Annotated in this window: 24 protein-coding genes and 1 pseudogene; 8 read left to right on the top strand and 17 right to left on the bottom strand. The window is 63.2% G+C overall.

Annotation, left to right across the window (positions count from 1 at the left end; all coding sequences use genetic code 11):
- Positions 1-59 precede the first annotated feature (59 nt).
- Complete coding sequence (locus G9X67_RS23990; RefSeq protein ID WP_171599851.1) at positions 60-974, bottom strand: DMT family transporter; 915 nt, start codon at positions 972-974, stop codon at positions 60-62.
- A gap of 99 nt (positions 975-1,073) precedes the next feature.
- Between G9X67_RS23990 and G9X67_RS23985 the strand changes: the two genes are divergently transcribed.
- Positions 1,074-1,538, top strand: a complete 465-nt coding sequence (locus tag G9X67_RS23985; protein ID WP_012759850.1) for an Lrp/AsnC family transcriptional regulator — start codon at positions 1,074-1,076, stop codon at positions 1,536-1,538.
- Positions 1,539-1,610: 72 nt separating this feature from the next.
- Here G9X67_RS23985 and G9X67_RS23980 read toward each other — a convergent pair whose 3' ends face one another.
- Positions 1,611-2,510, bottom strand: coding sequence for a GNAT family N-acetyltransferase (locus G9X67_RS23980; protein WP_171599850.1), 900 nt, complete (start codon positions 2,508-2,510; stop codon positions 1,611-1,613).
- Complete coding sequence (gene dut, locus G9X67_RS23975; RefSeq protein ID WP_171599849.1) at positions 2,510-2,980, bottom strand: dUTP diphosphatase; 471 nt, start codon at positions 2,978-2,980, stop codon at positions 2,510-2,512. Before dut ends, G9X67_RS23980 begins: the two co-directional genes overlap by 1 nt.
- A gap of 91 nt (positions 2,981-3,071) precedes the next feature.
- On the opposite strand from dut, the gene G9X67_RS23970 reads away from it, so the two are divergent.
- Positions 3,072-4,655: a peptide chain release factor 3 gene (locus tag G9X67_RS23970; RefSeq protein WP_072639896.1), complete on the top strand. Its 1,584-nt coding sequence runs from the start codon at positions 3,072-3,074 to the stop codon at positions 4,653-4,655.
- 3 nt (positions 4,656-4,658) lie between these two features.
- Here the strand turns inward: G9X67_RS23970 and G9X67_RS23965 are convergent, their stop codons facing one another.
- Positions 4,659-5,549 carry a LysR substrate-binding domain-containing protein gene (locus G9X67_RS23965; protein WP_171599848.1) on the bottom strand — a complete coding sequence of 297 codons (891 nt, stop codon included), beginning with the start codon at positions 5,547-5,549 and terminating at the stop codon, positions 4,659-4,661.
- A gap of 114 nt (positions 5,550-5,663) precedes the next feature.
- Between G9X67_RS23965 and G9X67_RS23960 the strand changes: the two genes are divergently transcribed.
- A complete protein-coding gene (locus tag G9X67_RS23960; RefSeq protein ID WP_171599847.1) occupies positions 5,664-6,371 on the top strand; it encodes a glutathione S-transferase family protein in 708 nt (235 codons plus the stop codon).
- A 45-nt stretch (positions 6,372-6,416) separates the two neighbouring features.
- Here the strand turns inward: G9X67_RS23960 and G9X67_RS23955 are convergent, their stop codons facing one another.
- Positions 6,417-6,803, bottom strand: a complete 387-nt coding sequence (locus G9X67_RS23955) for a RidA family protein (RefSeq protein WP_171599846.1) — start codon at positions 6,801-6,803, stop codon at positions 6,417-6,419.
- A gap of 26 nt (positions 6,804-6,829) precedes the next feature.
- On the opposite strand from G9X67_RS23955, the gene G9X67_RS23950 reads away from it, so the two are divergent.
- The gene (locus G9X67_RS23950) at positions 6,830-7,411 is read left to right on the top strand and encodes an Lrp/AsnC family transcriptional regulator (RefSeq protein WP_171599845.1); all 582 of its coding nucleotides are present in this window, start codon (positions 6,830-6,832) and stop codon (positions 7,409-7,411) included.
- A 26-nt stretch (positions 7,412-7,437) separates the two neighbouring features.
- Here G9X67_RS23950 and G9X67_RS23945 read toward each other — a convergent pair whose 3' ends face one another.
- From G9X67_RS23945 to G9X67_RS23930, 4 genes are all read right to left on the bottom strand, one after another.
- Positions 7,438-7,839 (bottom strand): GFA family protein, encoded by a 402-nt coding sequence (locus tag G9X67_RS23945; protein ID WP_138332255.1) that lies wholly within the window; start codon positions 7,837-7,839, stop codon positions 7,438-7,440.
- Between the two features lie 67 nt (positions 7,840-7,906).
- Positions 7,907-9,439: a carboxypeptidase gene (locus G9X67_RS23940; protein WP_171599844.1), complete on the bottom strand. Its 1,533-nt coding sequence runs from the start codon at positions 9,437-9,439 to the stop codon at positions 7,907-7,909.
- A gap of 101 nt (positions 9,440-9,540) precedes the next feature.
- The gene (locus G9X67_RS23935; protein ID WP_138332257.1) at positions 9,541-10,833 is read right to left on the bottom strand and encodes an MFS transporter; all 1,293 of its coding nucleotides are present in this window, start codon (positions 10,831-10,833) and stop codon (positions 9,541-9,543) included.
- A complete protein-coding gene (locus G9X67_RS23930) occupies positions 10,830-11,507 on the bottom strand; it encodes a FadR/GntR family transcriptional regulator (protein ID WP_171599843.1) in 678 nt (225 codons plus the stop codon). Before G9X67_RS23930 ends, G9X67_RS23935 begins: the two co-directional genes overlap by 4 nt.
- 525 nt (positions 11,508-12,032) lie before the next feature.
- Here G9X67_RS23930 and G9X67_RS23925 point away from each other — a divergent pair.
- Complete coding sequence (locus G9X67_RS23925; RefSeq protein WP_138332259.1) at positions 12,033-12,845, top strand: class II glutamine amidotransferase; 813 nt, start codon at positions 12,033-12,035, stop codon at positions 12,843-12,845.
- Positions 12,846-12,874: 29 nt separating this feature from the next.
- On the opposite strand, the gene coaBC is transcribed toward G9X67_RS23925, so the two are convergent.
- The 3 genes from coaBC to G9X67_RS23910 form a co-directional block, all read right to left on the bottom strand.
- Positions 12,875-14,080, bottom strand: coding sequence for a bifunctional phosphopantothenoylcysteine decarboxylase/phosphopantothenate--cysteine ligase CoaBC (gene coaBC / locus G9X67_RS23920; protein WP_171599842.1), 1,206 nt, complete (start codon positions 14,078-14,080; stop codon positions 12,875-12,877).
- A 177-nt stretch (positions 14,081-14,257) separates the two neighbouring features.
- Positions 14,258-15,007, bottom strand: a complete 750-nt coding sequence (locus G9X67_RS23915) for an SDR family oxidoreductase (RefSeq protein ID WP_138388363.1) — start codon at positions 15,005-15,007, stop codon at positions 14,258-14,260.
- 135 nt (positions 15,008-15,142) lie between these two features.
- A complete protein-coding gene (locus G9X67_RS23910; RefSeq protein WP_171599841.1) occupies positions 15,143-15,907 on the bottom strand; it encodes an SDR family oxidoreductase in 765 nt (254 codons plus the stop codon).
- Positions 15,908-16,033: 126 nt separating this feature from the next.
- Between G9X67_RS23910 and G9X67_RS23905 the strand changes: the two genes are divergently transcribed.
- A complete protein-coding gene (locus G9X67_RS23905; RefSeq protein ID WP_171599840.1) occupies positions 16,034-16,939 on the top strand; it encodes a LysR family transcriptional regulator in 906 nt (301 codons plus the stop codon).
- Between the two features lies 1 nt (position 16,940).
- On the opposite strand, the pseudogene G9X67_RS23900 reads toward G9X67_RS23905, so the two are convergent.
- Positions 16,941-17,784, bottom strand: a pseudogene (locus G9X67_RS23900) (LysR family transcriptional regulator).
- A gap of 91 nt (positions 17,785-17,875) precedes the next feature.
- On the opposite strand from G9X67_RS23900, the gene G9X67_RS23895 reads away from it, so the two are divergent.
- Positions 17,876-19,126, top strand: coding sequence for an MFS transporter (locus G9X67_RS23895; RefSeq protein WP_138388359.1), 1,251 nt, complete (start codon positions 17,876-17,878; stop codon positions 19,124-19,126).
- The gene (locus G9X67_RS23890; RefSeq protein ID WP_171599839.1) at positions 19,123-19,509 is read left to right on the top strand and encodes a VOC family protein; all 387 of its coding nucleotides are present in this window, start codon (positions 19,123-19,125) and stop codon (positions 19,507-19,509) included. Before G9X67_RS23895 ends, G9X67_RS23890 begins: the two co-directional genes overlap by 4 nt.
- Before the next feature lie 27 nt (positions 19,510-19,536).
- On the opposite strand, the gene G9X67_RS23885 is transcribed toward G9X67_RS23890, so the two are convergent.
- The 4 genes from G9X67_RS23885 to G9X67_RS23870 are packed head-to-tail and all read right to left on the bottom strand — an operon-like array spanning position 19,537 to position 22,231.
- Positions 19,537-19,929, bottom strand: a complete 393-nt coding sequence (locus tag G9X67_RS23885) for a type II toxin-antitoxin system VapC family toxin (protein WP_171599838.1) — start codon at positions 19,927-19,929, stop codon at positions 19,537-19,539.
- Positions 19,926-20,168, bottom strand: coding sequence for an AbrB/MazE/SpoVT family DNA-binding domain-containing protein (locus G9X67_RS23880; protein ID WP_018495663.1), 243 nt, complete (start codon positions 20,166-20,168; stop codon positions 19,926-19,928). Before G9X67_RS23880 ends, G9X67_RS23885 begins: the two co-directional genes overlap by 4 nt.
- 53 nt (positions 20,169-20,221) lie before the next feature.
- Positions 20,222-21,883, bottom strand: a complete 1,662-nt coding sequence (locus G9X67_RS23875; RefSeq protein WP_171599837.1) for a urocanate hydratase — start codon at positions 21,881-21,883, stop codon at positions 20,222-20,224.
- 18 nt (positions 21,884-21,901) lie between these two features.
- Positions 21,902-22,231, bottom strand: a complete 330-nt coding sequence (locus tag G9X67_RS23870; RefSeq protein WP_138388356.1) for a TfoX/Sxy family protein — start codon at positions 22,229-22,231, stop codon at positions 21,902-21,904.

The raw sequence follows: 22,231 nt of genomic DNA, 5'->3' as shown, positions 1-22,231 counted from the left end.
CAGCATGTCCCGGGCATGCTTTCCATGCCCGGGGGATGCCGGCTCTCAGCTCTCAGCTCTCAGCTCTCCAGCGCCCGCGGCCGCAGCCATCGCGGCGTCCAGCCGAGATTCATGCCGGCGGCGGCAAGGAGAATGATCGCCGCGCCTGCGATCTGCATCGGCTGCAGTGCGTGGCCGAAGGCCAGCCGGTCGACGAGAATCGCCGCGATCGGATAGATGAAGGACAGGGCGCCTGTGAGATGCGTCGGCAGCCTCTGGATTGCGCCATAGAGCAGCACATACATCAGCCCGGTATGGACGACGCCGACGGTAACCAGGATCGCCCAGGACCCAGCATCGCCCGGCGGATGAGAAAAGTCCGTCATCGGCGCCAGCATCAGCATGCCGGTTGCGACCTGGATGAGCGCGATCAGATGCGGCGGCGTGCCTTTCAGCCATTTCGCGGCAAGGGCGGCGAGCGCGTAGAAGAAGGCCGCACCGAGCGCCATCAGGATGCCGAGGCCGTAGCCGTCGAACGCCGCACCGCCCGCACCGGGTTTCGCCTGGACGATTGCCACCATGCCGGCGAAGGCGAGCGCCAGCCAGAACAGCTTGGTCGCGGTGATTTTCTCGCCGAGAAAGAGCGTGCCGAGCACCAGCAGCATGAAGGGCTGGGTGTTGTAAACCGTCGTCGCGATCGAGATCGTCGCATGCGAATAGGAGGCAAAGAGCAGCAGCCAGTTCAAGACGATGGCGATGCCGCCGAAAATCGCGATGCCGAAGGCGCGTAGCGTGATGATGCCGGGCCGTAGCAGCCCGAGAGCGCCGCAGATGACAAGCAAAGTCAGCGCGCCGAACAGGCAGCGCCAGAAGACCACGCCGCTGACCGGCTGGCCCGACATGACGACGAACCAGCCGATCGTCCCCGAGATCAGCATCGCCGCCGTCATTTCCGCGGTGCCTCTTTTGATGTCGCTGCCCATGATTGCCTCCATTTCGATGGCATAAGAATATTGCGGCGAGGGACGATTTTATATATTAATAAAAAGGCAAGTGATCGAAACTGCCTAATCATAAGAAGAAAATTGATCGCCGTGGCTAATGATGTGCAATCGCTCGACGAAATCGATCAGGCCATTCTGGAGGCGCTGGCCGGCAATGCGCGGATCTCGCTGAAAGAGCTGGCCCAGCAGGTCGGCCTCTCTTCGCCGAGTGCAGCCGAGCGCCTGCGCCGGCTGGAGGAGCGCGGCGTCATTAAGGCCTTCACCATCGACCTCGATCCCGCCGCGGTCGGTTATCCCCTGCAGGCGATCGTGCGCGTGCGTCCGCTGCCGGGACAGCTGCACATCGTCGAGCGGATCATCCAGGAAATTCCCGAAATCATCGAATGCGACAAGGTGACGGGTGATGATTGCTTTATCGCCCGCCTGGTTATTCGCTCGATGGCCGACCTCGACGGCATCCTCGACCGGGTCGCCGAAAGAGCGGAGACCAACACGGCGATGATCAAAGCCTCGCCCGTCAAGCGCCGCCTGCCGCCGCTGTCACGCCGGAAATAGGGGGCGGCGAACGCCTTTTCGTCTTTGCGCATTCCGGCCGCAAAACCGCTGCGCACTTTTGCTGGAACTGCTCTAGAATTCCGCCATCGGCGACAGCATCGCCGGAAAATCCGGGGTGGCATCGCCGAGCCCGCGCAGCATCAGCCTCGTGCCGCTTTCCAACGATTGTGGAACACCCTCCCAGCCGAGCTTGTCGGGACGGAAAAGCACCTCGACGGAGGCGGGCGCGATCTTAAGCCCGCTAAGGATCGCTGTAAGCGGCGGCATATCGGCCGCCACGACGTCGAGAAGGCTGAAGCGGCCCGCCTCATCGACCTTCCAAGCGATCACCGCCTGTTTGTCTTCGAGGAAGCTGACACGGATATCGGGATCGAGCTGGGTGTTGATGAGAAACATCGCCGCATTGACGGTGACACCAAGCGAGGTTGAAACCGGGCTGCGGCCTTTCAGCAGCGATTGCAGCAGCGCAAGATCCTCGGCATTCGTCGGCAAAAGCGGCCGGGCAGGTGCGGCTGGTGTCGAAGGGTCGGGTGCCGCTCCCTCGTATCGGTGCAGCGGTACAGAGCGGAAACCATAGGGCTCGTAGAGCGATGGCTTGTCGGTATAGAGGATGACGGCTTCAAAACCCTGCTTCTCGCACCAGTCGAGCGCTTTCACCGTGACGTCGCGATAGAGCCCGCGGCCGCGCCATGGCGGCCGTACGGCGCCGGATTGCAGCCCGGCGGCATGGACAATCCTGCCATTGAGGACGAAGGGCAGCGCAAAGGCTGAAATATTGGCCGTAAGTTCGCCTTCGGCATCAAACCAGCCGAAGGGCATGCTGGTGGGATCAGGTCCGCCAAGCTGCTGCAGCGGCCCGATATCGATGCCGAAAATATCCTTGAGCAGGCAGACAAGCGCCGCCCAGCCGGCAGGGTCGCCGAAATAGTCCTGCCGGAAGGTCAGGCCAGCACTATCGAGGCGCTCTGCCATCAGACGCCGGTGGAGCCGAAGCCGCCTGCGCCGCGCATCGTTTCGCTGGCCTCGGTGATCTCCGCCACCCGTGTCTGGGTGATGGAAGCGATCACCATCTGAGCGATGCGCATGCCACGCTCGATGACGAAGGGCTCTTCGCCGAGATTGATAAGCAGCACCTTCACTTCGCCGCGATAGTCGCTGTCGACGGTGCCCGGCGAATTCAGGCAGGTGATGCCGTTCTTGAAGGCCAGGCCGGAGCGCGGCCGCACCTGTCCCTCGAAACCTTCGGGGATCTCGAAGATGAAGCCGGTCGGCACCAGCGCCCGTTTGCCGGGCAGAAGCGTCAGTGGTGCTGCCTCGTCGACGGCGGCACGCAGGTCCATGCCGGCCGCTCCCTTGCTTTCATAGGCGGGCAGGTCGAGGCCTTCGCCATTGGCCAAGCGGATGAGGTTCAGCGTCGGTCTTATATCGTGATGAATGGTCATGGCCCATTACTTTGCGCCTGCGCGGGCAAGGTCAATTGCAAAGCCGGGCTTTAGTCGCTAGTTAAGCGGCAATTCCACAGGATTCACAAGCATGGCCGAAAGTCTCGCCGAGGCGGTCTCCCGCCGCCGCACATTCGCTATTATCGCCCACCCGGACGCGGGCAAGACGACGCTCACCGAAAAGCTGCTGCTGTTCGGCGGCGCCATTCAGCTTGCCGGTGAAGTCAAGGCGAAGAAGGATCGCATGCAGACGCGCTCCGACTGGATGAAGATCGAGCGCGAACGCGGCATCTCCGTCGTCACCTCGGTGATGACCTTCGAATATAACGACAATGTCTTCAACATCCTCGACACGCCGGGTCACGAGGACTTCGCCGACGACACCTATCGTACGCTGACGGCCGTCGACGCCGCTGTCATGGTCATCGATGCCGCCAAGGGTATCGAGCCGCGCACGCTGAAGCTTTTTGAAGTCTGTCGCATGCGCGATATCCCGATCATCACCTTCATCAACAAGATGGACCGCGAAAGCCGCGATCCCTTCGAGATCCTCGACGAGGTGGAAGAGAAGCTGGCGCTGGATACGGCGCCGATCACCTGGCCGATCGGCCGCTCCAAGACCTTTTGCGGCTCCTACAATATCGCCGCCAACACGGTGCGCGGTTCGGATACCGAAATCGAGGGAACGCCGGTCAATGGCCCGCAAAGCGTGGCCGGCAGACTGCCGGAAAACGAGCGCCAGGTCTTCATCGAGGAGACGGAGCTGGCGATCGAGGCCTGCCGTCCCTTCGACCGCGAAGCCTTCCTGGAAGGCCATATGACGCCGGTCTTTTTCGGCTCGGCGCTGCGCAATTACGGCGTTCGCGATCTCATCAACGCGCTCGGCGATTTCGCGCCGCCGCCGCGTGACCAGGTCGCCGATACCAGGACCGTGCATGCGACCGACGACAAGATGACGGCCTTCGTGTTCAAGATCCAGGCCAACATGGACCCCAATCACCGCGACCGCATCGCCTTTGCCCGTATCTGCTCCGGCAAGCTCGAACGCGGCATGAAGGCAAGGCTCGCCCGCACCGGCAAACAGCTCGGCCTGACGGCGCCGCAATTCTTCTTCGCCTCGCAGCGCCAGCTGGCCGACACCGCCTATGCCGGCGACGTCGTCGGCATTCCCAACCACGGGACGCTCCGGATCGGCGATACGCTGACCGAAGGTGAATCCCTGGTCTTCCAGGGCGTGCCGAACTTCTCGCCGGAAATCCTGCGCCGCGTGCGCCTGGAAGACGCGATGAAGGCGAAGAAGCTGAAGGAAGCCCTGCAGCAGATGGCCGAAGAAGGCGTCGTCCAGCTGTTTTCGCCGGAAGACGGCTCGCCGGCGATCGTCGGCGTCGTCGGCGCCCTGCAGCTCGACGTCTTGAAGGAGCGGCTGATGGCCGAATACGGCCTGCCGGTCTCCTTCGAAATGTCGCGTTTCTCGGTCTGCCGCTGGATCTCGGCCGATCAGCCGGCCGATCTCGAAAAATTCCTCACCGTCAAACGCGGCGATATCGCCCGCGATCTCGACGGCGACCCGGTCTTCCTCGCCCAGGACGGTTTCTCGCTGCGTTACGAGTCCGAGCGCCATCCGGCGATCAAGATGGTCGCCATCAAGGAATATCACGCCGCCAAGGCGGCGTGATCGCTAACCGCTAAGCCGCTCGGTCAGGAAATCGACGACGGCGCGCACTGCCGGCAGCTGGCCACGCCTATGCGGCATCAGGATCGTCGTTTCGATGCTGCCGGCCGTCCATTCCGGCAGCACCCGCACCAGCCGCCCGTCGGCCAGTGCCTTGCGGCAGACCGATGTCGGCAGGCAGGTAATGCCGAGCCCCGACATGGCCATTTCCATCAGGACGTAAGGTTCATCCGCGGCCATGACGGAATGCAGTGTGACGACAACCTCGTCGCCGCCCGAATAAAGCCGCCACTGGTCCTCCGTCAGGCTGGTCATGATCGTCGCATGCTGTGCCAACTCCTCCGGCCGGCGCGGTTCGCCATGGGCATTCACATAATCCGGCGAGGCGAGGATGAAGAAAGGATGGCTGGCGAGCTTCCGCTGGACCAGCGCCGAATCCGGCAGCGGTGTCCTGTGGCTGCGCAGCGCGATATCGAAACCCTCCTGGACGATATCGACGAAACGGTCCGTCACATGCACGGAGAGCCTGAGCTTCGGATAGCGCACAGCCAGCGCTGGCAGATGCTCCGTCAAGGTAAACTGCGCCGTCGGCACCGAGGCGGTGAGGCGAACGCTGCCGGCGGGTTCGGCCAGATGCCGCCGCACGATGCCCTCGGCCATCTCCGCCTCGATGATCGAGGCCTGGGCATGCTGAAAGAATTCCCGGCCGAGCTCGGTCAGCGCGAAGCTTCGCGACGTGCGCTGGATCAGCCGGACGCCAAGCCGTGCCTCCAGCTCCGCAACCCGCTTGCTCACCGTCGACTTTGGAACGCCGAGATGCCTTGCGGCGGCGGTAAAGCTGCCGCTGTCGACGGCCTGCACGAAAAGATGGAGATCGTTGAGGTTGAAAAGCACCATCGTCAGCTTCCAGATATGTGGACATTGCGATGCATTTATAGCCTCTACTGCAAGATCGTCCACATCCTCATATTCATCGCGTCCAAACGGGTTTAATTCTGAAAGGAACGATTGATGTCACCCATATTATTTTACGGCGTTCCGGAGGGCTGCTCCTTCGGCTCGATCGTCGCGTTGGAATGGTCCGGCCTGCCTTATCGGCTCTGCCGCGTCGAGATGCCGGAAATAGTCTCGAGCGAAGAATACAAGCGGATCAACATGGTCGGCGAAACGCCATCGCTGCTGCTCGAAGATGGCAGGACGATCAGCGAAAGCATGGCGATCTTGCACCATATCGGCGCCCGGGCGATCGGCAGCGGTCTGGGCTTTGCGCAGGGCTCGGCGGATTTCGATCGGCTGAACCAGATGCTGGCCTTTCTCAACACCACCTTCTTCCAGGCCTTCGGCCCGCTCTGGTATGCGATCGAGCATCCGCTGGAGCCGCAGCAGAAGCAGGCCCTCACCGCCTATGGCATCGCCGCGGTCGAAAAGGCGCATCATACGCTGGAGCGTCTGCTCGACGGCCGCGAATGGCTTCTCGGCAACGGCCCGAGCCTGGCGGATGCCTATTTCGTCGGCATCGCCCGCTGGAACGATTTTCACAAGGTCGTCGACCGCCGGCAGTTTCCCGGCCTGCATCGCCTCTATGAGCGCATGCAGCAGGAGCCCGCCGGGCGCTTTGCCCATGCGATCGAGCATCGGCAGGAAGCGAAAAGCAGCGGCGGTTTCCGCGGGGAGGTCGATCTGGCTGAGGCGCTCGGCCTGTTGAAACAGGCGGCTTGATCGCCGCGGCCGTCGCACCTTTGCGGTGCGGCGGCCGATCTGCCGTCAGCCGGCGGCGATGATCTCGATCTCGACGAGCCAGTCGTCGCGCAGCGTTTCGACGATGATCGCCGTGGTCGGCACGGCGCGGCCGCCAAGCGCCCGAAGACGGGCATTCTGGTTCGCTTCCATAAAGGCGCCGTCGCTGAGATAGCTCGTCAGCCGCACGATATTGTCCACCGTCATATCAGCGGAGGTGAGGATGGCGCGCAGATTGGACCACATGAGCTCCAATTGCCCTTCCAGATCGGCCGCCGCCATTCCCTGTTGATCGAGACCCATGGTGCCGCTGACGAACAGCAGCCGGGATGGATACCTGACCTCCAGCGCATGGATGTAATCAGGGCTGGCCGGATAGATCCCGTTTGCCGGATTGTGCGCGATCATCTCCATGAGTTCTTTCTCCTCCGAATATCCTATTGAAGAATGCCAGTATCGACGATTATCCTTCGGCAGAAAGGGGAGTTTGCGGAATGGCGAAAAATACAGACGATCTTCGGCAGGGACGCAGGCAGCAGGCTGTCATCGATGCATTCGACCGAAGAATATTAGCCACGCTCGCTGCCGACAGCAGCCAGAGCTATGCCAGGCTTGGCGAGGCGGTCGGCCTCTCGGCGCCGGCCGTGCATGAGCGTGTGCGCCGCCTGAAACAATCCGGCGCCATCAAGGGCGTGCATGCCGCGCTGGACGGCGCAGCCCTCGGCAAACCGTTGCTTGCCTTCGTGCATGTGGAGGCTGCGGGCTGGGGCAAGAGCGAGCGGCTGATGCAGGTCCTGCAGTTTCCCGAGGTCGAGGAGATGCATTCGGTTGCGGGCGACGCCAGCGTTCTCTTCAAGGTCCGCACCGCCAGCCCGCAGGCCTTGGAAGCTTTTCTCGCCCAGATTCACGCCGTTCCCGGTGTCACCGGCACCCGCAGCTATATCGCGCTTTCCACCTATCTGGAGCGTCCGGTACAGGCCGGCGTCACCGATAGCTGGCCGGACATGCCTCTGCCGGAATAAAGGCAGGATGTTAAGCCGAGGCCAGCCTAATCCTCGCCCTCGAAGCGCGGAAGCGTTTCGATGTTCTCCACCCCTGAGAGGGCTGAGCGGCACCATATCTGTTTCTTCGGCACCAGTTCCTGCCGCTGGTCGATGCTGCCGACGCGGATGCCGAACGCGCCGCCGTCGCCGTCCGTGCGGTAGAGGGGCGATCCGCAATTCGGGCAGAAGAATTGCCGGCTGAGACCACCGCTGTCGCCATATTTCGCGTAGCCTCTTGGCTCGCCTGAAGTAAGCGTGAAACTTCCCGGCCGCGCGGGCGCCGTGATGCGATAGGCCGAGCCCGTCAACCGCTGGCAATCGGTGCAATGGCAGATCGAGACCCGCTCCGGGTCGATCTCCGCCTGATAGCGGATCGCGCCGCAGTGGCATCCTCCGGTAATATGCATCGGCAAGTCCCCAAAGCAAGTCGCGCAAAACTGCAGAGCGGTTAAACGACAAAGACATCGCCACGCTTTAGTCGGCCGGCTGAGCGGCCAAATGTGTGGCGTAGAAGGCCTTTGCATCCGCCGTGAAGGCGGCCCGCTGATCAGCTCTTGTATAGAACATATGGCCGCCGCGATAAAGCTTCAGCCCGACGCGGCCGCCGGCGAGCGAGGGCGGCAGATGGTCGACCACGTAGCGGCTGACGCCATAAGGCGTCACCACATCGCTGTAGCCATGTGCGATCAGCAGATGGAAGGCCGGGTTCGCGGCGAGCAGCTGCCTTATGTCGTCGGTGGCGCTTGCCTGGAAGCGCGATCCGCCGCCGCGCCCACCACCCCATTCCCAGCGCCGGCTGATATCGCGGTCGAGCAGCGAATAGGTCATCTCGGTCCTGAAACCGAGTTCGTTGCGGGCATAGTCGGCGAAAGCCCCGCCATAAGCGCGGGTGAACCCGTCGAGGATGGCGTCGTCGCCGCGATCGTAATCCGATTCCGGATAGGGATCGGGTGCTGCAAAGGAGGCGTCGTAAGAGCTCATTACCTCGCCGCTGCCCTCATCTGAATGTTTGACGAAGGAACTGCCGAGGAAGCCGCGGTTGCGGGTGACGATATCCTCGGGAATGCCCGTCAGGCGAGCGATCCTGCCATAGAAGGCGGCGGCGTCGGCACCCGTCGGCGGCGGTCCGGCGAGCGTCGTCAGATAGTCCCCGAGCGCGAAGGTCTCGGCTGCCTTCTGCTTCTCTTCGTCAAAGGCCTTGTGCCGGTCGAGTTCGGCGGCGGCGAGCGACGGCAGCTCCAGAGCGGCGCCGAGCGGGAACTGATCGGCATTGAACATCAGCTGGCCCTCGAGCAAGGGGGAAAGCATCACCGCACCGGCGACGATAATGCCCTGGCTTTCCTGCAGCGCCGAGGCGACCTTGGCGGCGCGAAAGCCGCCATAACTTTCGCCGAGAAGATATTTCGGCGAGTTGGAACGATTGTTGTGCGCGATATAGAGCGCGATCGCCTTGGCGATGCTTTCAGCGTCGGCACTGACGTTGTAATAATTGGAGGCGTCGTCTGCCTTTGCCGTTCGGCTCCAGCCGGTGCCGATCGGATCGATCAGCACGAGATCGGTGAAATCGAGCCAGCTTTGCGGGTTGTCGACGAGTTTCGCATTGGCGCCGTCGCGTCCGTCCGGCCCGAAATCGAGCACCTTCGGCCCGACCAGCCCGAGATGCAGGAAGGCGGAAGCAGCACCCGGCCCGCCGTTGAAGGCAAAGGTCAGAGGCCGGTTCGGCCCGCCATCCTTTGCGACATAGGCGGTGTAGAAGATCGCGCCGGTCTGCGCGCCGTCCGGGCCGAAGAGATCCAGCGTGCCGGCGGTTGCAGTATAGGCGAGCTTCCGATCGCCGATCGTCAGCGCGTGCTCTGTGACGGAATCGGCCGGCAGCAGCTTCAATAAACCGCCGCGCGCGCCGCTTTGGACATTCGCCCTCGGTGGATCGCTTTCCTGCGCATCGGAAAGGGCAGGGGCCAGCGATGCTACAAGCGCGGCGAGCAGAAACAGGGTTCGTATGCGCAAGATGTCTCCTCCGGCGATCGGGAATGAGAGGCTGAGATAGCGTAACATCCGCTGCCGACGACCGGCATCAAGAGATGGTGATGGATAGGTGAGCGAAGGGCTCAGCCGTCTTTTTCGACCACATGGACATTGATCTCCACCGCCCGGCCGGCCTTCCAGCCATTGATCGCCGCGCCCAGTCCGAGTGCGACGAACAGGGCTGCGCACCAGGAAAAACTGCCGGTCCAACCTCGGATGAGGCCGACGATGAGCGGGCCGATGGCGGCGAGCAGGTAACCGACGCATTGCGCCATGCCGGAAAGATGGGCGGCGACATCGGGATCGCGCGAGCGCAGCACGATCGTCGTCATGGCCGCCGCGATCAGTCCACCCTGGCCGATGCCTTGCAGCACCGCCCACAGCCAGACCGTCGAGAGCGGCGCGAAGAGCAGGCCGAGCAGGGCGGTGACGGCGACGCCGCAGAGGCTCGCATTGATCAGCCGCTGGTCGCGGCCACGCACGGCGATGTGCGGCACGATCAGGCAGGATGCCGCTTGCACCATCACCGACAGGGAAACGATCGCCCCTGATGTAACGCCGTCGAGCCCGCGTTCGCGCAAGATCGGAACTAGCCAGCCGAAGACGCAATAGGCAAGTGCCGATTGCAGTCCCATGAACAGCGTCACCTGCCAGGCGAGCCGGTCGCGCCAGAGGCCTTCGACGCGAAAGCCGTTTCGCCTTGCCTGTCTGCCGCTGCGCAGAACCTCAGGCAGCCAGAGCAGGCTGACGGCGAGCGCCGGCAGCGCCCAGACGGCGAGGGCGCCCTCGAGAGAGCCGCCGAGTGCGTGCTCGATCGGCAGCGTCAGCCCGGCGGCACTTGCCGCCCCGGCGCAGAGCGCCATCGTATAGAAGCCGGTCATCAGCGCGGCGCGCCCGGCAAAATCGCGCTTCACCAGCCCCGGCAGCAGCACGTTGCCGACGGCGATGCAGGCGCCGGCAAGGGCCGTGCCGATGAAGAGCAGCGGCACGGAGGAAAGCCCGCGCAGTGCGGTGCCGAGCGCCAGAAGCAGGAGAACGCCAAGTAGCGTGCGTTCGGTACCGAGGCGTTGGGCAAGACGAGGCGCAAGCGGCGAGAAGGCGCCGAGGCAGACGACCGGAAGCGTCGTCAGCAGGCTGGCGCCGAGCGCGCTCAGGCCGAGCTCCGAGCGGATTTCCGGCAGTAGCGCCGAGGCGCTGGAGAAGACCGGGCGCAGGTTGAAGGCGATCAGCACCAGGCTCGCGCCCAGCAGGAAACGACCCGCAGCTCCCCGCACCGGCGTTGCCTGCGACGGCGGAAGGTTGCCGGCCTCGGCGTCTACAAGCAATTCGTCGGCCGCCTCAAGCGTGCTTATGGCATGGTTGGCAGGCGTGTTCATGACAGGATCATCCGCTCGAGTGCGGCAAGAACCGGTGCCATGAAGCGCCGCACCGCCGCATCCGCCTTGTCGGGATCGCCGGTTTCGATGGCGTCGATGATATCGGCATGCGCCCGCATATCCGGCTCGGGAATGTCCTTGCCGAGCGTCGCCGCGATGGTGTCGGCGATCGAGGCCGAGAAGAAGTCGTAGATCTCGATCATCGCCCGGTTGCCCGAAGCGGCGATGACAGCCTTGTGGAAGGCGATGTCGCATTCGATGAAGGCGGCCTGGTTGCCGCCGTCGTAATTGCCGCGTTCGGCAAGCAGCCGGCGGAGCCCGGCAACCGTCTCCGGCGTCTTGCGGATCGCCGTCAGCCGGGCGGCCTCGACGTCGAGCGCCAGGCGCGCCTCGAACTGGTCGCGCAGGCTGGCGCGCCGCGCCATCGTCAGCGGCCGGCCGGCGTCGCTGGTGGCACGGACATAGGTGCCCGACCCCTGCCTTGTTTCGAGATAACCCTGGGAAACCAGAACGCGCACCGCCTCGCGCACCGTGCCACGGCTGACGGAAAGCATGGCCGACAGCGAGGCTTCATTCGGCAATTTTTCGCCGACCACCCAGCGTTTGCCGAGAATGTCGCCGCGGATCGCCTCGATCGCCTCATCGGCGAGATTGGTCTTGATGAGTGCTCGCATCCCACTACTCATAAAGTCATCTGATGACCTTATGAGTAGTGGGATTTCAATCTTTCGTCAACGCCCGGCATCGAGACAATAAGGACATCAAGACAATAAAAAAGGGCCGCCTCAGCGACCCTTTCCATGAGTTTGGCCTCAAACTGGCCTGGACTGTCTATGCAGCCCCAGGAAGGCGGGGATTAGAGCGAGGGCTGCCTCGCCTTCGTCACCTCTTCCATGCCCGTTACGAGGTCCGAAATCTCATTAGACATTGGATCACCTTCCTTTCGTTCTGTTGCTGATGGCTTAAAGTTAGGCTGATTCTTCTGAGATGCAAGCAGAAATGCACGTATGCGCTGTCTTGGGAAAATTGGGTGTTCACGAGAGAACACAGCTGTTCGCCGAATTTGAAGATGTTTTGCGCCACGAAACCGTCATGTTGCCCTTGCAAACCGGCCGCGCGTTAAGCTGTTATTAGCCGCGACATCAGACAATTTAGAGCATTCCCGCCGATGCGGCGGCGGGGTTCCGGAGCAAAGAGCCATGTGTCGCTGGGCAGCCTATCGTGGAGACCCTCTCTATCTCGAGGAACTGGTATCCTCGCCCGCCCACTCCCTGATCGAGCAGTCGCATTGCGCCACCCGCGCCAAGACGGCGACGAATGGCGATGGCTTCGGCATCGCCTGGTATGGCGACAGGCCCGAGCCCGGCCGCTACCGCGATATCCTGCCCGCATGGTCAGATTGCAATCTGAAGAGCCTGGCGCGGCAGATCCGTTCGCCGCTCTTCCTCGCCCATGTCCGCGCTGCCACAGGCGGCGGCACGCGCCGCGACAACTGCCACCCCTTCACCCATGACACCTGGTCCTTCATGCACAACGGCCAGATCGCCGGCTTCGAGCGCCTGCGCCGGCCGATGGAGGCGATGCTCGACGACGAGCTGTTCAATGCCCGCGGCGGCACGACCGATTCCGAGCTGATGTTCCTGCTGGCGCTGCAGTTCGGCCTGCGCGAGGCGCCGGTCGCCGCGATGGCTGATATGATCGGTGTCGTCGAGGATCTGGCCGACAGCGTCATCGGCTCGATCCTGCTGCGCTTTACCGCCGCCTTCTCTGACGGCAACACGCTCTATGCGATCCGTTATGCAACAGATCGCAAGGCGCCGACGCTTTATGCCTCACCCGTCAACGCCGGTTATTGCCTCGTCTCCGAGCCGTTGAACGATGATGTCGATGCCTGGGCCGAAATTCCGGATGGCAGCGCGGTCACTATCGGCAAAGATGGCATTGACGTCGCCGACTTCCGGCCGGAGAAGCGCAGTGCCTCCAAGCCGCAGCGCGTGGCCATTCCTGCCTGAACGCTTGGCGTCAGCTGAGCCGCTGGCGATCAGCGGAGCTGCTTGGCGATCAGCGCCGCCAGCCTTTCGGCGACCTCTTCCTTCGTCAGGTCAGGCCATTGCTCGACGCCGTCGCGGCGAATGAGTTTAACCCTGTTGCGGCTGCCGCCCATGATCCCGGTCGCAGGGGAAACGTCATTGGCGACGATCAGGTCGGCGCCTTTCCTTTCGAGTTTTGCCTTTGCATTGCTTTCGACGTCCTGCGTCTCGGCGGCAAAGCCGATCACCAGCTTCGGCCGCATCGTATGATGGCCGACGGTTTTCAGGATGTCCGGGTTCTCGGTCAGCGCCAGCGTCGGAATGGATTCGCCGGGATGTTTCTTCAGCTTCTGGTCGGCCGCCGAGGCGACGCGCCAGTCCGCCACCGCTGCGACCATCACCGCGATGTCGGCCGGCAGCGCCGCAAGCACAGCATCACGCATTTCTTCGGCCCGCTCGACATGCACGACGCTGACGCCGACGGGATCGGCGATCGTCACCGGCCCGGATACCAGCGTCACCTCCGCCCCGAGCTTTGCCAGGGCTGCGGCGATCGCATGCCCCTGCCGGCCGGAGGAGCGGTTGGCGATATAGCGCACCGGATCGATCGGCTCGTGCGTCGGTCCTGACGTGACGATTGCCTTGCGTCCCTTGAGCGGCTTTTCTCCGTCGTCGAGCATGGTTTCGGCGGCAGCGACGATCTCCAGCGGTTCCGCCATCCGGCCAAGCCCGGCCTCCCGGCTTTCCGCCATCTCGCCGGCCATCGGCCCGACGAAGCGGATGCCGTCGGCTCTGAGCATCGCGGCATTCCGCCGCGTAGCCGGATGTGCCCACATGGCGGGGTTCATCGCCGGTGCCGCAAGCACCGGCCTGTTGGTCGCCAGAAGCACGGTCGAGGCGAGATCGTCGGCAAGCCCGTTCGCCATCTTCGCCATCAGATCGGCGGTGGCGGGGGCGATCAGCACAAGGTCGCAGTCACGCGCCAGCCGGATATGACCGACATCCTGTTCGTCCTGCCGAGAAAACAGATCGAGGAACACATGGTCCGCCGTCAGCGCACCGACGGCAAGCGGCTTGACGAATTCCTGCGCGCCCTTGGTCATCACAGGGCGCACGCTCGCGCCGCGTTCGCGCAGCCGGCGGATCAGATCCAGGCTCTTATAGGCCGCGATGCCGCCGGAGATGATGAGGAGGATGCGTTTGCCGCTGAGAGCCATGGCCTTCTTCCCGTTGCCTTTTCTGACCGCTCTCGACCCTAAGCCTTTGGCGGAGAACATGCAATCGCGCGGGCGACACGCATAGGATCTGCTCGGGCAGCCGCCGCATGACGATCGCGATCGCCATGCTGAAGGCGGCAAGCAGCGCGGCAGCTGGTCTCCGCCGCGCTCGTGGGGTCAGAGGTTGCTCATCCCGCCGTCGATGATGAGTTCGCTGCCGACGATATAGGCCGCCTCATCGGAGGCGAGAAAGACGATCGTCTTCGCGACTTCGCTGGGGTTCCCGAAGCGACCGACAGGGATCTGGGATTGGATCTGCGCGGTCATCGCCTTGGAATCGGCTTCCGATGCCCCGAGCTTGCTGTAAAGCGGCGTGGCGATCGGACCGGGGCTGACGGCGTTGACGCGGATGCCGCGGCCGATGAGTTCGCCCGACAGCGTCTTGGCAAGCGTCAGCAGTGCGCCCTTCGTCAGCGAATAGACGCTCGAGTTGGGCATGCCGATATGGGCGTTGATCGAGGTGTTGAGCACGATCGCAGCCTGCTTCGAAAAAATCGGCAGCAGCGCCTGAATCAGGAAGAACGGGCCCTTGACGTTGATATCAACCGACTTGTCGAAGGCGGCTTCGCTCCACTGTTCCAGCGGCCCAAATTCGGCGACGCCGGCGTTGACGAAGAGGATGTCGAGCGTGCCGAAAGCCTCTTTCACTGTGTCGGCGACGGCCTTCTGGCCGGCCGCATTGCCGGCATCGGCCTGGATGACGGTGGCTTTGCCGCCAAGTTCGGCGCGGGCCGCCTCGACGCTTGCCACGCTGCTGCCGGTAACGACGACGCGGGCGCCCTCAGCGATGAACTGGCGGGCGGTCTCGAGACCGATGCCGCTGGTGCCGCCGGTGATGAGGGCTGTCTTGTTTTGCAGACGTGACATGATGACGTTCCTTTGATCGAATTTTGGGCCGCGGCCCGTTGTTGTTGGATGGGAGAATGCTCTGAAAAAAGCGGCGCGATAAGCCGGCGTATTGAAGGATCGTCAACCCGCAGCGGATAATCGCGCCGCGCCGCCTCAGGTGCGGGTGATCGAAGCGCCACCGTCGACCAGCGAGGCCGTGCCGGTGACGAAGCTCGCATCGTCGGAGGCGAGATAGAGAACCGAGCGGGCGAGTTCTTCGGGTGTCGCGACACGCTTCAGCGCATGCAGATTGGTAACGAAGGCCTGCTTCTCAGGCGTATCGTTCATGCCCCGATACATGTCGGTATCAACAGCACCCGGCAGGATGGCATTGACGCGCACGCCCTGCTGGCCGAATTCGGCGGCGAGCGCCTGCGTCAGGCCGATCAGGCCGGATTTGCTGGCGGCATAGGCGGCAACGCCCGGAAAAGCGAAGCTGTAGCCGACGAAGGTCGAGGTGAAGATCACCGAGCCGCCACCATTTTCCACCATCGCGCCGATCTGGTGCTTGGCGGCGAGGAAGGAGGCCGTCAGATTGATCGCCAGCGCCTCGCTGAAGCCTGCTTCCGAAACGGCGGTGCTCGCACCGGCTTCGCCGAGCGTGCCGGCATTGTTGAAGGCGATATCGAGCTTGCCGTAATACGTCACGGCGGCGGCGACCAGCGCCTTGTGATAGTCTTCCGAGCGCACGTCGCCGGCAATGGCGATGGCGTCGCCGCCCTCTGCCTTGATCTCGGCGACGAGACTGTCGAGTTCGCCCTGGCGGCGGGCGCCGACGACGACCTTGGCGCCTTCGGCGGCAAAGAGCTTTGCCGTGGAGCGGCCGATGCCGGAGCTTGCGCCGGTGACGATCGCGACCCTGTTGTTCAAGCGGTTCATGGTTCCATCTCCTGCGTTTAAGGTGAGGCGGCCCCTGCCGTCCCTTTCGATGAGTGGAAGATGGCATTTTCCATTCGTTCGGATTAGTCTCCAGATCGGGGAACTCGAATTCGGAAAAGCCGAACGATGATCAGGATCGAAGGTATTGCGGCTTTCGTCGCCGTGGTCGAGGCAGGCTCGGTCAGCGAGGCGGCCCGACGCCTGCGGCTGTCCAAATCCGTCGTCAGCGAAAGGCTGGCGGAACTGGAGAAGTCGCTCGGCGGCATGCTGCTGCACCGAACGACGCGCAAGCTCACTTTGACGGAGGATGGCACGGTCTTCCTCGGGCGCGCCGCGCGCATCGTGCGCGAGATCGAGGAAGCCGCAGCCGATATGGCCGAGCGGCGCGGAACACTATCGGGACCGATCCGTATCGCTGCCCCCGTCACCTTCGGCCGCATGCATCTCGGCCCGGCGCTCTATCCCTTTCTTGCCGAACATCCCGAGATCGAACTGACCCTCGATATCGATGACCGACGCGTCGATGCCGCCTCGGACGGTTACGATGCCATCATCCGCAACGGTCTGATCGCCGATAACAGGCTGGTCGCCTGGAAGCTCGCGCATAGCCGCCGCCTTCTCTGCGCCTCGCCGGATTATCTCGCCCGCCAGGGAATTCCCTCGTCGCTCTCTGATCTCGACAGCCATCGCGGCATCTTCTACACCAATCGCGGCGTTGCCGACTGGCGCTTCCAGACGCCAGAGGGTGCGATCGTCGTCCGCGCGAAACTGGCGCTCGGCATCAACAATGGCGACATGCTCCGCGACGCCGCGATTGCCGGGCTCGGCATCGCGCTGCTGCCCGCCTTCATCGCCGGCCCCGCCATCCGCGAGGGCCGGCTTGCCGAAATCGATGTCGGCCACAGGCCGGAGGCCGAATTCATCTACATGGCCCATCCCGAAGGCCGCAATCCCTCCGCCAAGCTTCGCGCCATCGCCGATCATCTGAAGAAGAGCTTCGGCGATCCGCCCTATTGGGATCCGGCGGGTTAATTCATGTACTCAGCAGGCTGATCAGGTTCTCGGTGACCGGCGAGCGATGTGTTTTCAGCATTGCCAGCGCCAGGCGCGCCACGGCCGGCGGTCCCTCGATCGGCCGGTAGGCCACACCTTCGAGCTTGATCTGCGAAATCGAGGCCGGCACGATCGAGACGCCGAGATCGGCCGCCACCAGATTGACGACCGAGGAAATCTGCGGCGCCTCCTGCGCCACGGTCAGCTCGAATCCCGCCTTGCGGCAGGCAAGCACGACATCGTCGTAAAGGCTCAAGCCCACGAGCCGGGGAAAGAGGATGAAGGGTTCGTCCGCCAGCGCCGCAAGCGGCAGGCTGGGGTGCCGCGTCAAGGGATGGCTGGCGGGCAGGGCGATCACCATCGGCTCATCCGGCAGTCGCCGCAGCCGGATGCCGGCGGGATCGTCCAGGCTGGGACGCATGAAGGTGGCGTCGAGCTCGCCGCGTTCCAGCTTCTGCATCAGCGCCAGCGTATTCATTTCCGTCAGCGACAGCTGCACCTCCGGCCAGCGCGCGCGAAACCGGCGGATCGTCGTGCTGACCACGGGATTGAAGGCGGAGGAAGCGGTGAAACCGAGCGACAGCCGGCCGGTCTCGCCGCGATTGGCGCTTTGCGCCGCAAGCTTCGCCTTTTCCGCAGCCGCCAGCGAAGCCTTTGCTTCGCCGAGGAAGGCCGCGATGAAACAGCGCCGCGCCCACTTCCCTTTCCAGGTCGCGGATCTGCTGGCTGAGCGGTGGCTGCCCGATGCCGAGCTTGCCGGCGGCACGGGTGAAATTGCCTTCTTCTGCCACCGCGAGAAAATATCTCAAATGCCGCAGCTCCATCGCCATCTCCAAAACCTATCGAAATCGCCAGTCCCATATATTGGACAAATGGAGCGGCGTTGACTAGATCGGAGGTCGGAAGGATGAAGATATGCCGACGTCAGCGCATGCCGCGAAGACCGCCGAGACAACCGCGATCCTAGGGCAGAAGCACTACCTGACCCGTGGCACCGGCGCCTATCGCCGCGCCAGCCTGGCACTCTTCCTGTCCGGATTCTCCACCTTCTCGCTACTCTATTGCGTCCAGCCGCTGCTGCCGATCTTCTCGCAGCAATTCTCCGTCAGTCCGGCCGAAAGCTCGCTGTCCCTCTCGCTCTCCACCGGTTTCCTCGCGGTCGCCATCGTCTGTGCGGCTGCCGTCTCGGAAGGCCTTGGCCGCCGCAGCCTGATGTCGATATCGCTGGTCGGCGCGGCATTGCTGACCATCGCCACGGCCTTTGCCCCGAACTGGCACCTTCTGCTCGTCATCCGCGCCCTGCAGGGCCTCGTTCTCGGCGGCGTGCCGGCCGTCGCCATGGCCTATCTCGCCGAGGAAATCGATCCGCGCGGCCTTGGCGCTACCATGGGCCTCTATGTCGGCGGCACGGCCTTCGGCGGCATGTCCGGCCGTGTGTTGACCGGCATCTTCGCCGAATATCTCACCTGGCGTCCGGCGCTCTTCATCATCGGCGCCATCGGCCTTGCCGCCGCGATCGGCTTCATCACCCTCCTGCCGCCATCACGCAATTTCGTCCGCCGGCCGGGCTTCGATCCGCGCTTTCATGCAAAAGCCTGGCTCGGCCATCTCACCAATCCAGCGCTGCCTTTCATCTTCGCCATCGCCTTCCTGGCGATGGGCTCCTTCGTGACGATCTACAATTATGCTGGTTTTCGCCTGGTGGCGTCGCCTTACGACCTCAACCAGACCGAACTCGGGCTGATCTTCACCGTCTATCTCTTCGGCATCGGCGCCTCTTCGATCGGCGGTCTGCTCGGAGACCGGATCGGGCACTTTTCCGTGCTTCTCTTCGGTCTGGTACTCACCGCCGCCGGCAGCGCGCTGACGCTCGCGGCCTCGCTCCCGGTCATCATCCTCGGTATAACAGTGCTCACGACCGGCTTCTTCATGAGCCATTCCATCGCCAGCGGCCTTGTCGGCAAGCTGGCGCATGGCACCAAGGGGCACGCCTCATCGCTCTATATGCTCGCCTATTATGTCGGCTCCAGCCTCATGGGTTCGGCGGGCGGCTGGTTCTTCGCGGTTGAAGGCTGGGCCGCGGTCGTTATCTTCACGCTTGCCATGCTGGCGCTGGCCTTTGTCTCCGCCTGTTTTGCCCAGCAATTCGCGGGGAGAAAAGCATGATCCGCATAGACCGCCTCGACCATCTCGTGCTGACCGTCGACGATATCGCTATCAGCTGCGATTTTTATTCCCGCATCCTCGGCATGTCGGTCGAAACCTTTGCAGAAACCCGAAAGGCGCTGAAATTCGGCGGGCAGAAGATCAACCTGCATCAGGCCGGCCACGAATTCGATCCCAAGGCGAGACATCCAACACCCGGCTCCGGCGACCTCTGCTTCATCGCCGAGACACCGCTTGCCGATGTCATTGCTGATCTACAGGCCGCGGACGTTGCGATCGAAGAGGGTCCGGTCGAACGCACTGGTGCGACAGGACGTCTGCGCTCGGTCTATTTCAGAGATCCTGACGGCAACCTCATCGAAGTCTCCAATCTGATTGCCTGACACGCTACCCAGACGACTTGATCGAAGCTAATCTTCCCAATTCTCGGTTTGTAAATCAGCCACGCGCTCGAACTCACGCAGATTGCGGGTGATCAGGATGAGGCCGCGTGCGGCGGCCTGTCCGGCAATCAGGACGTCATAGGGTCCGATCGGCGTTCCCAATGCCTGCAGCGCCGCGCGGATTTCCCCCGCCTTGCGCGCGTCGTTCCGGTCGAATTCCAGGATATTGAATTGCAACGCATCGATCCGCGCCAGATTCTCGTCGGTACGGAGGCTTTTGTAAGCACCATAGAAGAGTTCATGCGCAACGATTGCCGGTAAGGCGAAATCTTGCGGTCTGTGTTTGCGCAGTTCGGCGATGAGGCGCTCATTGACCTTCATCAGGGCAATGACGGCATTCGCATCGAGCAGGTATTTCATTTGAAGAAGTCGAGTTCGGGTCGCTCCTGCCCGGCAGGTTTCTCTTCCGCCGCTGTCGCAAAGTCCTGATCAACCGGACCAGCTACGTCGGCAAGCCAGTCCCAATCATCGGAAATCGGCTCGAGAATGATTGCACGCCCCTGCCGTCGAATGGTGACGCTATCGCCATCGAATCGGAATTCCTTGGGCAGTCGGACGGCCTGGGAACGCCCCGACCAGAAGATCTTTGCTGTTTCCATGTCATCGTCCTCGACAGGATATGACAATGATATATAGCAGATCGTGGTCCATTTCAACCAAGCCGGATATAGGGCACGTCCTTCTTCGCCACCTCGTCCAGCGCCTCCTCATAACCGGCATCGGCGTAACGCATGACGCCAAGCGCCGTATCGTTGGTCAACGCATGGTCGAGCCGTTCGTCGGCGGCATCCGTGCCGTCGGCGATGACGGTGACGCCGCAGCTCGTCATATAGCCCGCATAACCGCCGCCGCCGGAATGGATGACGACCAGATCGGCCATCGACGAGCAGAGCATCATCGCATCGATCAGCGGCCAGTCGGCGATCGCATCTGAGCCGTCCTTCATCCCCTCAGTCATGATATTCGGATGCGCCATGGCGCCGGCGTCGAGATGGTCGCGGGAGAAGGCCACCGGGCCTTTGAGTTCGCCGCTCGCAACCAGCGCGTTGACGCGCCTTGCGAGTGCCGTGCGTTCGCCGTGGCCGAGCCAGGCGATGCGGGCCGGCAGCCCTTCGAAGGGCACATGCTCGCGCGCCAGCCGGATCCAGTTGGTTATGATCTTGTTGTCGGGGAACATCTCGAGCAGCAGGTCGTCAATCCGGGCGATATCGCTCTCCTCGCCCGATAGCGCCATCCAGCGGAATGGGCCGATCGCCCGGGCAAACAGCGGCCTGAGATAGGTTTCGGTGAAGATCGGAATGTCGAAGGCATTGGCAACGCCGCCCTCCTTGGCCTGCGTGCGGATCAGGTTGCCATTGTCGAAGACTTCCGAGCCACGTTTCTGGAATTCCAGCATCGCCGTCACATGTTCGACGATCGAGGCGCGGCTTGCCGCCATCAATTGCCCCTGGCCATCGTCGCGCAGGCCCTTGACCTGAGCGAGGTTCATGCCTTTCGGCACGTAGCCATAGACGAGGTCATGCGCCGAGGTCTGGTCGGTGACGATATCGGGCACGATGCCGCGCCGGGCGATCTCGGGATAGACTTCCGCCGCATTGCCGACGAGCCCGACGGAAAGCGCCCGCTTATCCTTCACCGCCGCATCGATCATCTGAAGGGCGGTGTCGAGATCGGGCGCGATTTCCTGGAGATAACCGATCTGCTGGCGCTTGCGGGCCCGCTCCGGATCGATGTCGACACAGAGGATCGCAGCCCCCGCCATGCGGCCGGCGAGCGGCTGCGCTCCGCCCATGCCGCCAAGACCGGCCGTTAGCACGAACCGGCCGAGGAGATCGCCGCCGAAGCGCCGCTCGGCAATGCGCATGAAGATCTCGTACGTGCCCTGGATGACGCCTTGGCTGCCGATATATTGCCAGGCGCCGGCCGTCAGCCCGCCCCAGCAGATCAGTCCCTTGCGCTGCAGCTCGTAGAACACTTCGGCCTTTGCCCATTGCCCGACGATATTGCAGTTCGCCATGATGACGAGCGGCGCCTTGGTATGCGTTCGAACGAGCCCGATCGGCTTGCCGGACTGGATGAGCAGCGTCTGGTTCTCTTCCATCTCGGTCAGCGCCTTGACGATGCCTCTGTGCGCCGCCCAGTTGCGGGCCGCCTTGCCGAGCGCGGCATAGACGATCAGATTGTCGGGATCCTCACCGACGGAGAGCACGTTTTCGAGCAGCCGCAGCAGCGCCTCCTGCCGCCAGCCTTTGGCCCGCAGTTCCGGCCCGCCGGGAATCGGAAATTTCGGATGACGTGGATTGGCCTTCGGCATCGTGGGTTCCTCGTTTTTCTATTTGCTCGGCAGCGATTCCACATAGGCAAGTGCTGCATCGAGCAGACGCCGTCTCAGAGCATCGTCGCCGTAAACTTCGGCATTGCCGCGCACCCAGCCATGCATCACCCGCTCGCCCGACAGCATCTGGATCACGCCCGGCAGAGCCAGCGCCCAGCCGTCATCGCCCTTGCCGAGGCGGATCAGCATGCCGTCATGGCGCGCGCAGCAGAGAAGATTGCCATTCAGCATGAAGGCCCAGCCGCCGAACATGGATTTTTCGGCAAGGCCCGGCCGATCGCCGAGTTCCTCACGCATCAGTTCTTCGAGGCCGGGATCGCGCGCCAC

This window comes from Rhizobium sp. WYCCWR 11152, assembly GCF_013087615.1.
Taxonomy (GTDB): Bacteria; Pseudomonadota; Alphaproteobacteria; order Rhizobiales; family Rhizobiaceae; genus Rhizobium; species Rhizobium indicum.
The sequence above is the reverse complement of the archived record's forward strand: the minus strand, read 5'-3'. Positions and strand labels throughout refer to the sequence as shown.

Coding starts and splice junctions, on each gene's coding strand:
- G9X67_RS23990 (WP_171599851.1), bottom strand. CDS start 974: ATGGAGGCAATCATGGGCAGCGACATCAAAAGAGGCACCGCGGAAATG.
- G9X67_RS23980 (WP_171599850.1), bottom strand. CDS start 2,510: ATGGCAGAGCGCCTCGATAGTGCTGGCCTGACCTTCCGGCAGGACTAT.
- dut (WP_171599849.1), bottom strand. CDS start 2,980: ATGACCATTCATCACGATATAAGACCGACGCTGAACCTCATCCGCTTG.
- G9X67_RS23970 (WP_072639896.1), top strand. CDS start 3,072: ATGGCCGAAAGTCTCGCCGAGGCGGTCTCCCGCCGCCGCACATTCGCT.
- G9X67_RS23965 (WP_171599848.1), bottom strand. CDS start 5,549: ATGGTGCTTTTCAACCTCAACGATCTCCATCTTTTCGTGCAGGCCGTC.
- G9X67_RS23960 (WP_171599847.1), top strand. CDS start 5,664: ATGTCACCCATATTATTTTACGGCGTTCCGGAGGGCTGCTCCTTCGGC.
- G9X67_RS23955 (WP_171599846.1), bottom strand. CDS start 6,803: ATGGAGATGATCGCGCACAATCCGGCAAACGGGATCTATCCGGCCAGC.
- G9X67_RS23945 (WP_138332255.1), bottom strand. CDS start 7,839: ATGCATATTACCGGAGGATGCCACTGCGGCGCGATCCGCTATCAGGCG.
- G9X67_RS23935 (WP_138332257.1), bottom strand. CDS start 10,833: ATGAACACGCCTGCCAACCATGCCATAAGCACGCTTGAGGCGGCCGAC.
- G9X67_RS23930 (WP_171599843.1), bottom strand. CDS start 11,507: ATGCGAGCACTCATCAAGACCAATCTCGCCGATGAGGCGATCGAGGCG.
- G9X67_RS23925 (WP_138332259.1), top strand. CDS start 12,033: ATGTGTCGCTGGGCAGCCTATCGTGGAGACCCTCTCTATCTCGAGGAA.
- coaBC (WP_171599842.1), bottom strand. CDS start 14,080: ATGGCTCTCAGCGGCAAACGCATCCTCCTCATCATCTCCGGCGGCATC.
- G9X67_RS23915 (WP_138388363.1), bottom strand. CDS start 15,007: ATGTCACGTCTGCAAAACAAGACAGCCCTCATCACCGGCGGCACCAGC.
- G9X67_RS23910 (WP_171599841.1), bottom strand. CDS start 15,907: ATGAACCGCTTGAACAACAGGGTCGCGATCGTCACCGGCGCAAGCTCC.
- G9X67_RS23905 (WP_171599840.1), top strand. CDS start 16,034: ATGATCAGGATCGAAGGTATTGCGGCTTTCGTCGCCGTGGTCGAGGCA.
- G9X67_RS23895 (WP_138388359.1), top strand. CDS start 17,876: ATGCCGACGTCAGCGCATGCCGCGAAGACCGCCGAGACAACCGCGATC.
- G9X67_RS23890 (WP_171599839.1), top strand. CDS start 19,123: ATGATCCGCATAGACCGCCTCGACCATCTCGTGCTGACCGTCGACGAT.
- G9X67_RS23885 (WP_171599838.1), bottom strand. CDS start 19,929: ATGAAATACCTGCTCGATGCGAATGCCGTCATTGCCCTGATGAAGGTC.
- G9X67_RS23880 (WP_018495663.1), bottom strand. CDS start 20,168: ATGGAAACAGCAAAGATCTTCTGGTCGGGGCGTTCCCAGGCCGTCCGA.
- G9X67_RS23875 (WP_171599837.1), bottom strand. CDS start 21,883: ATGCCGAAGGCCAATCCACGTCATCCGAAATTTCCGATTCCCGGCGGG.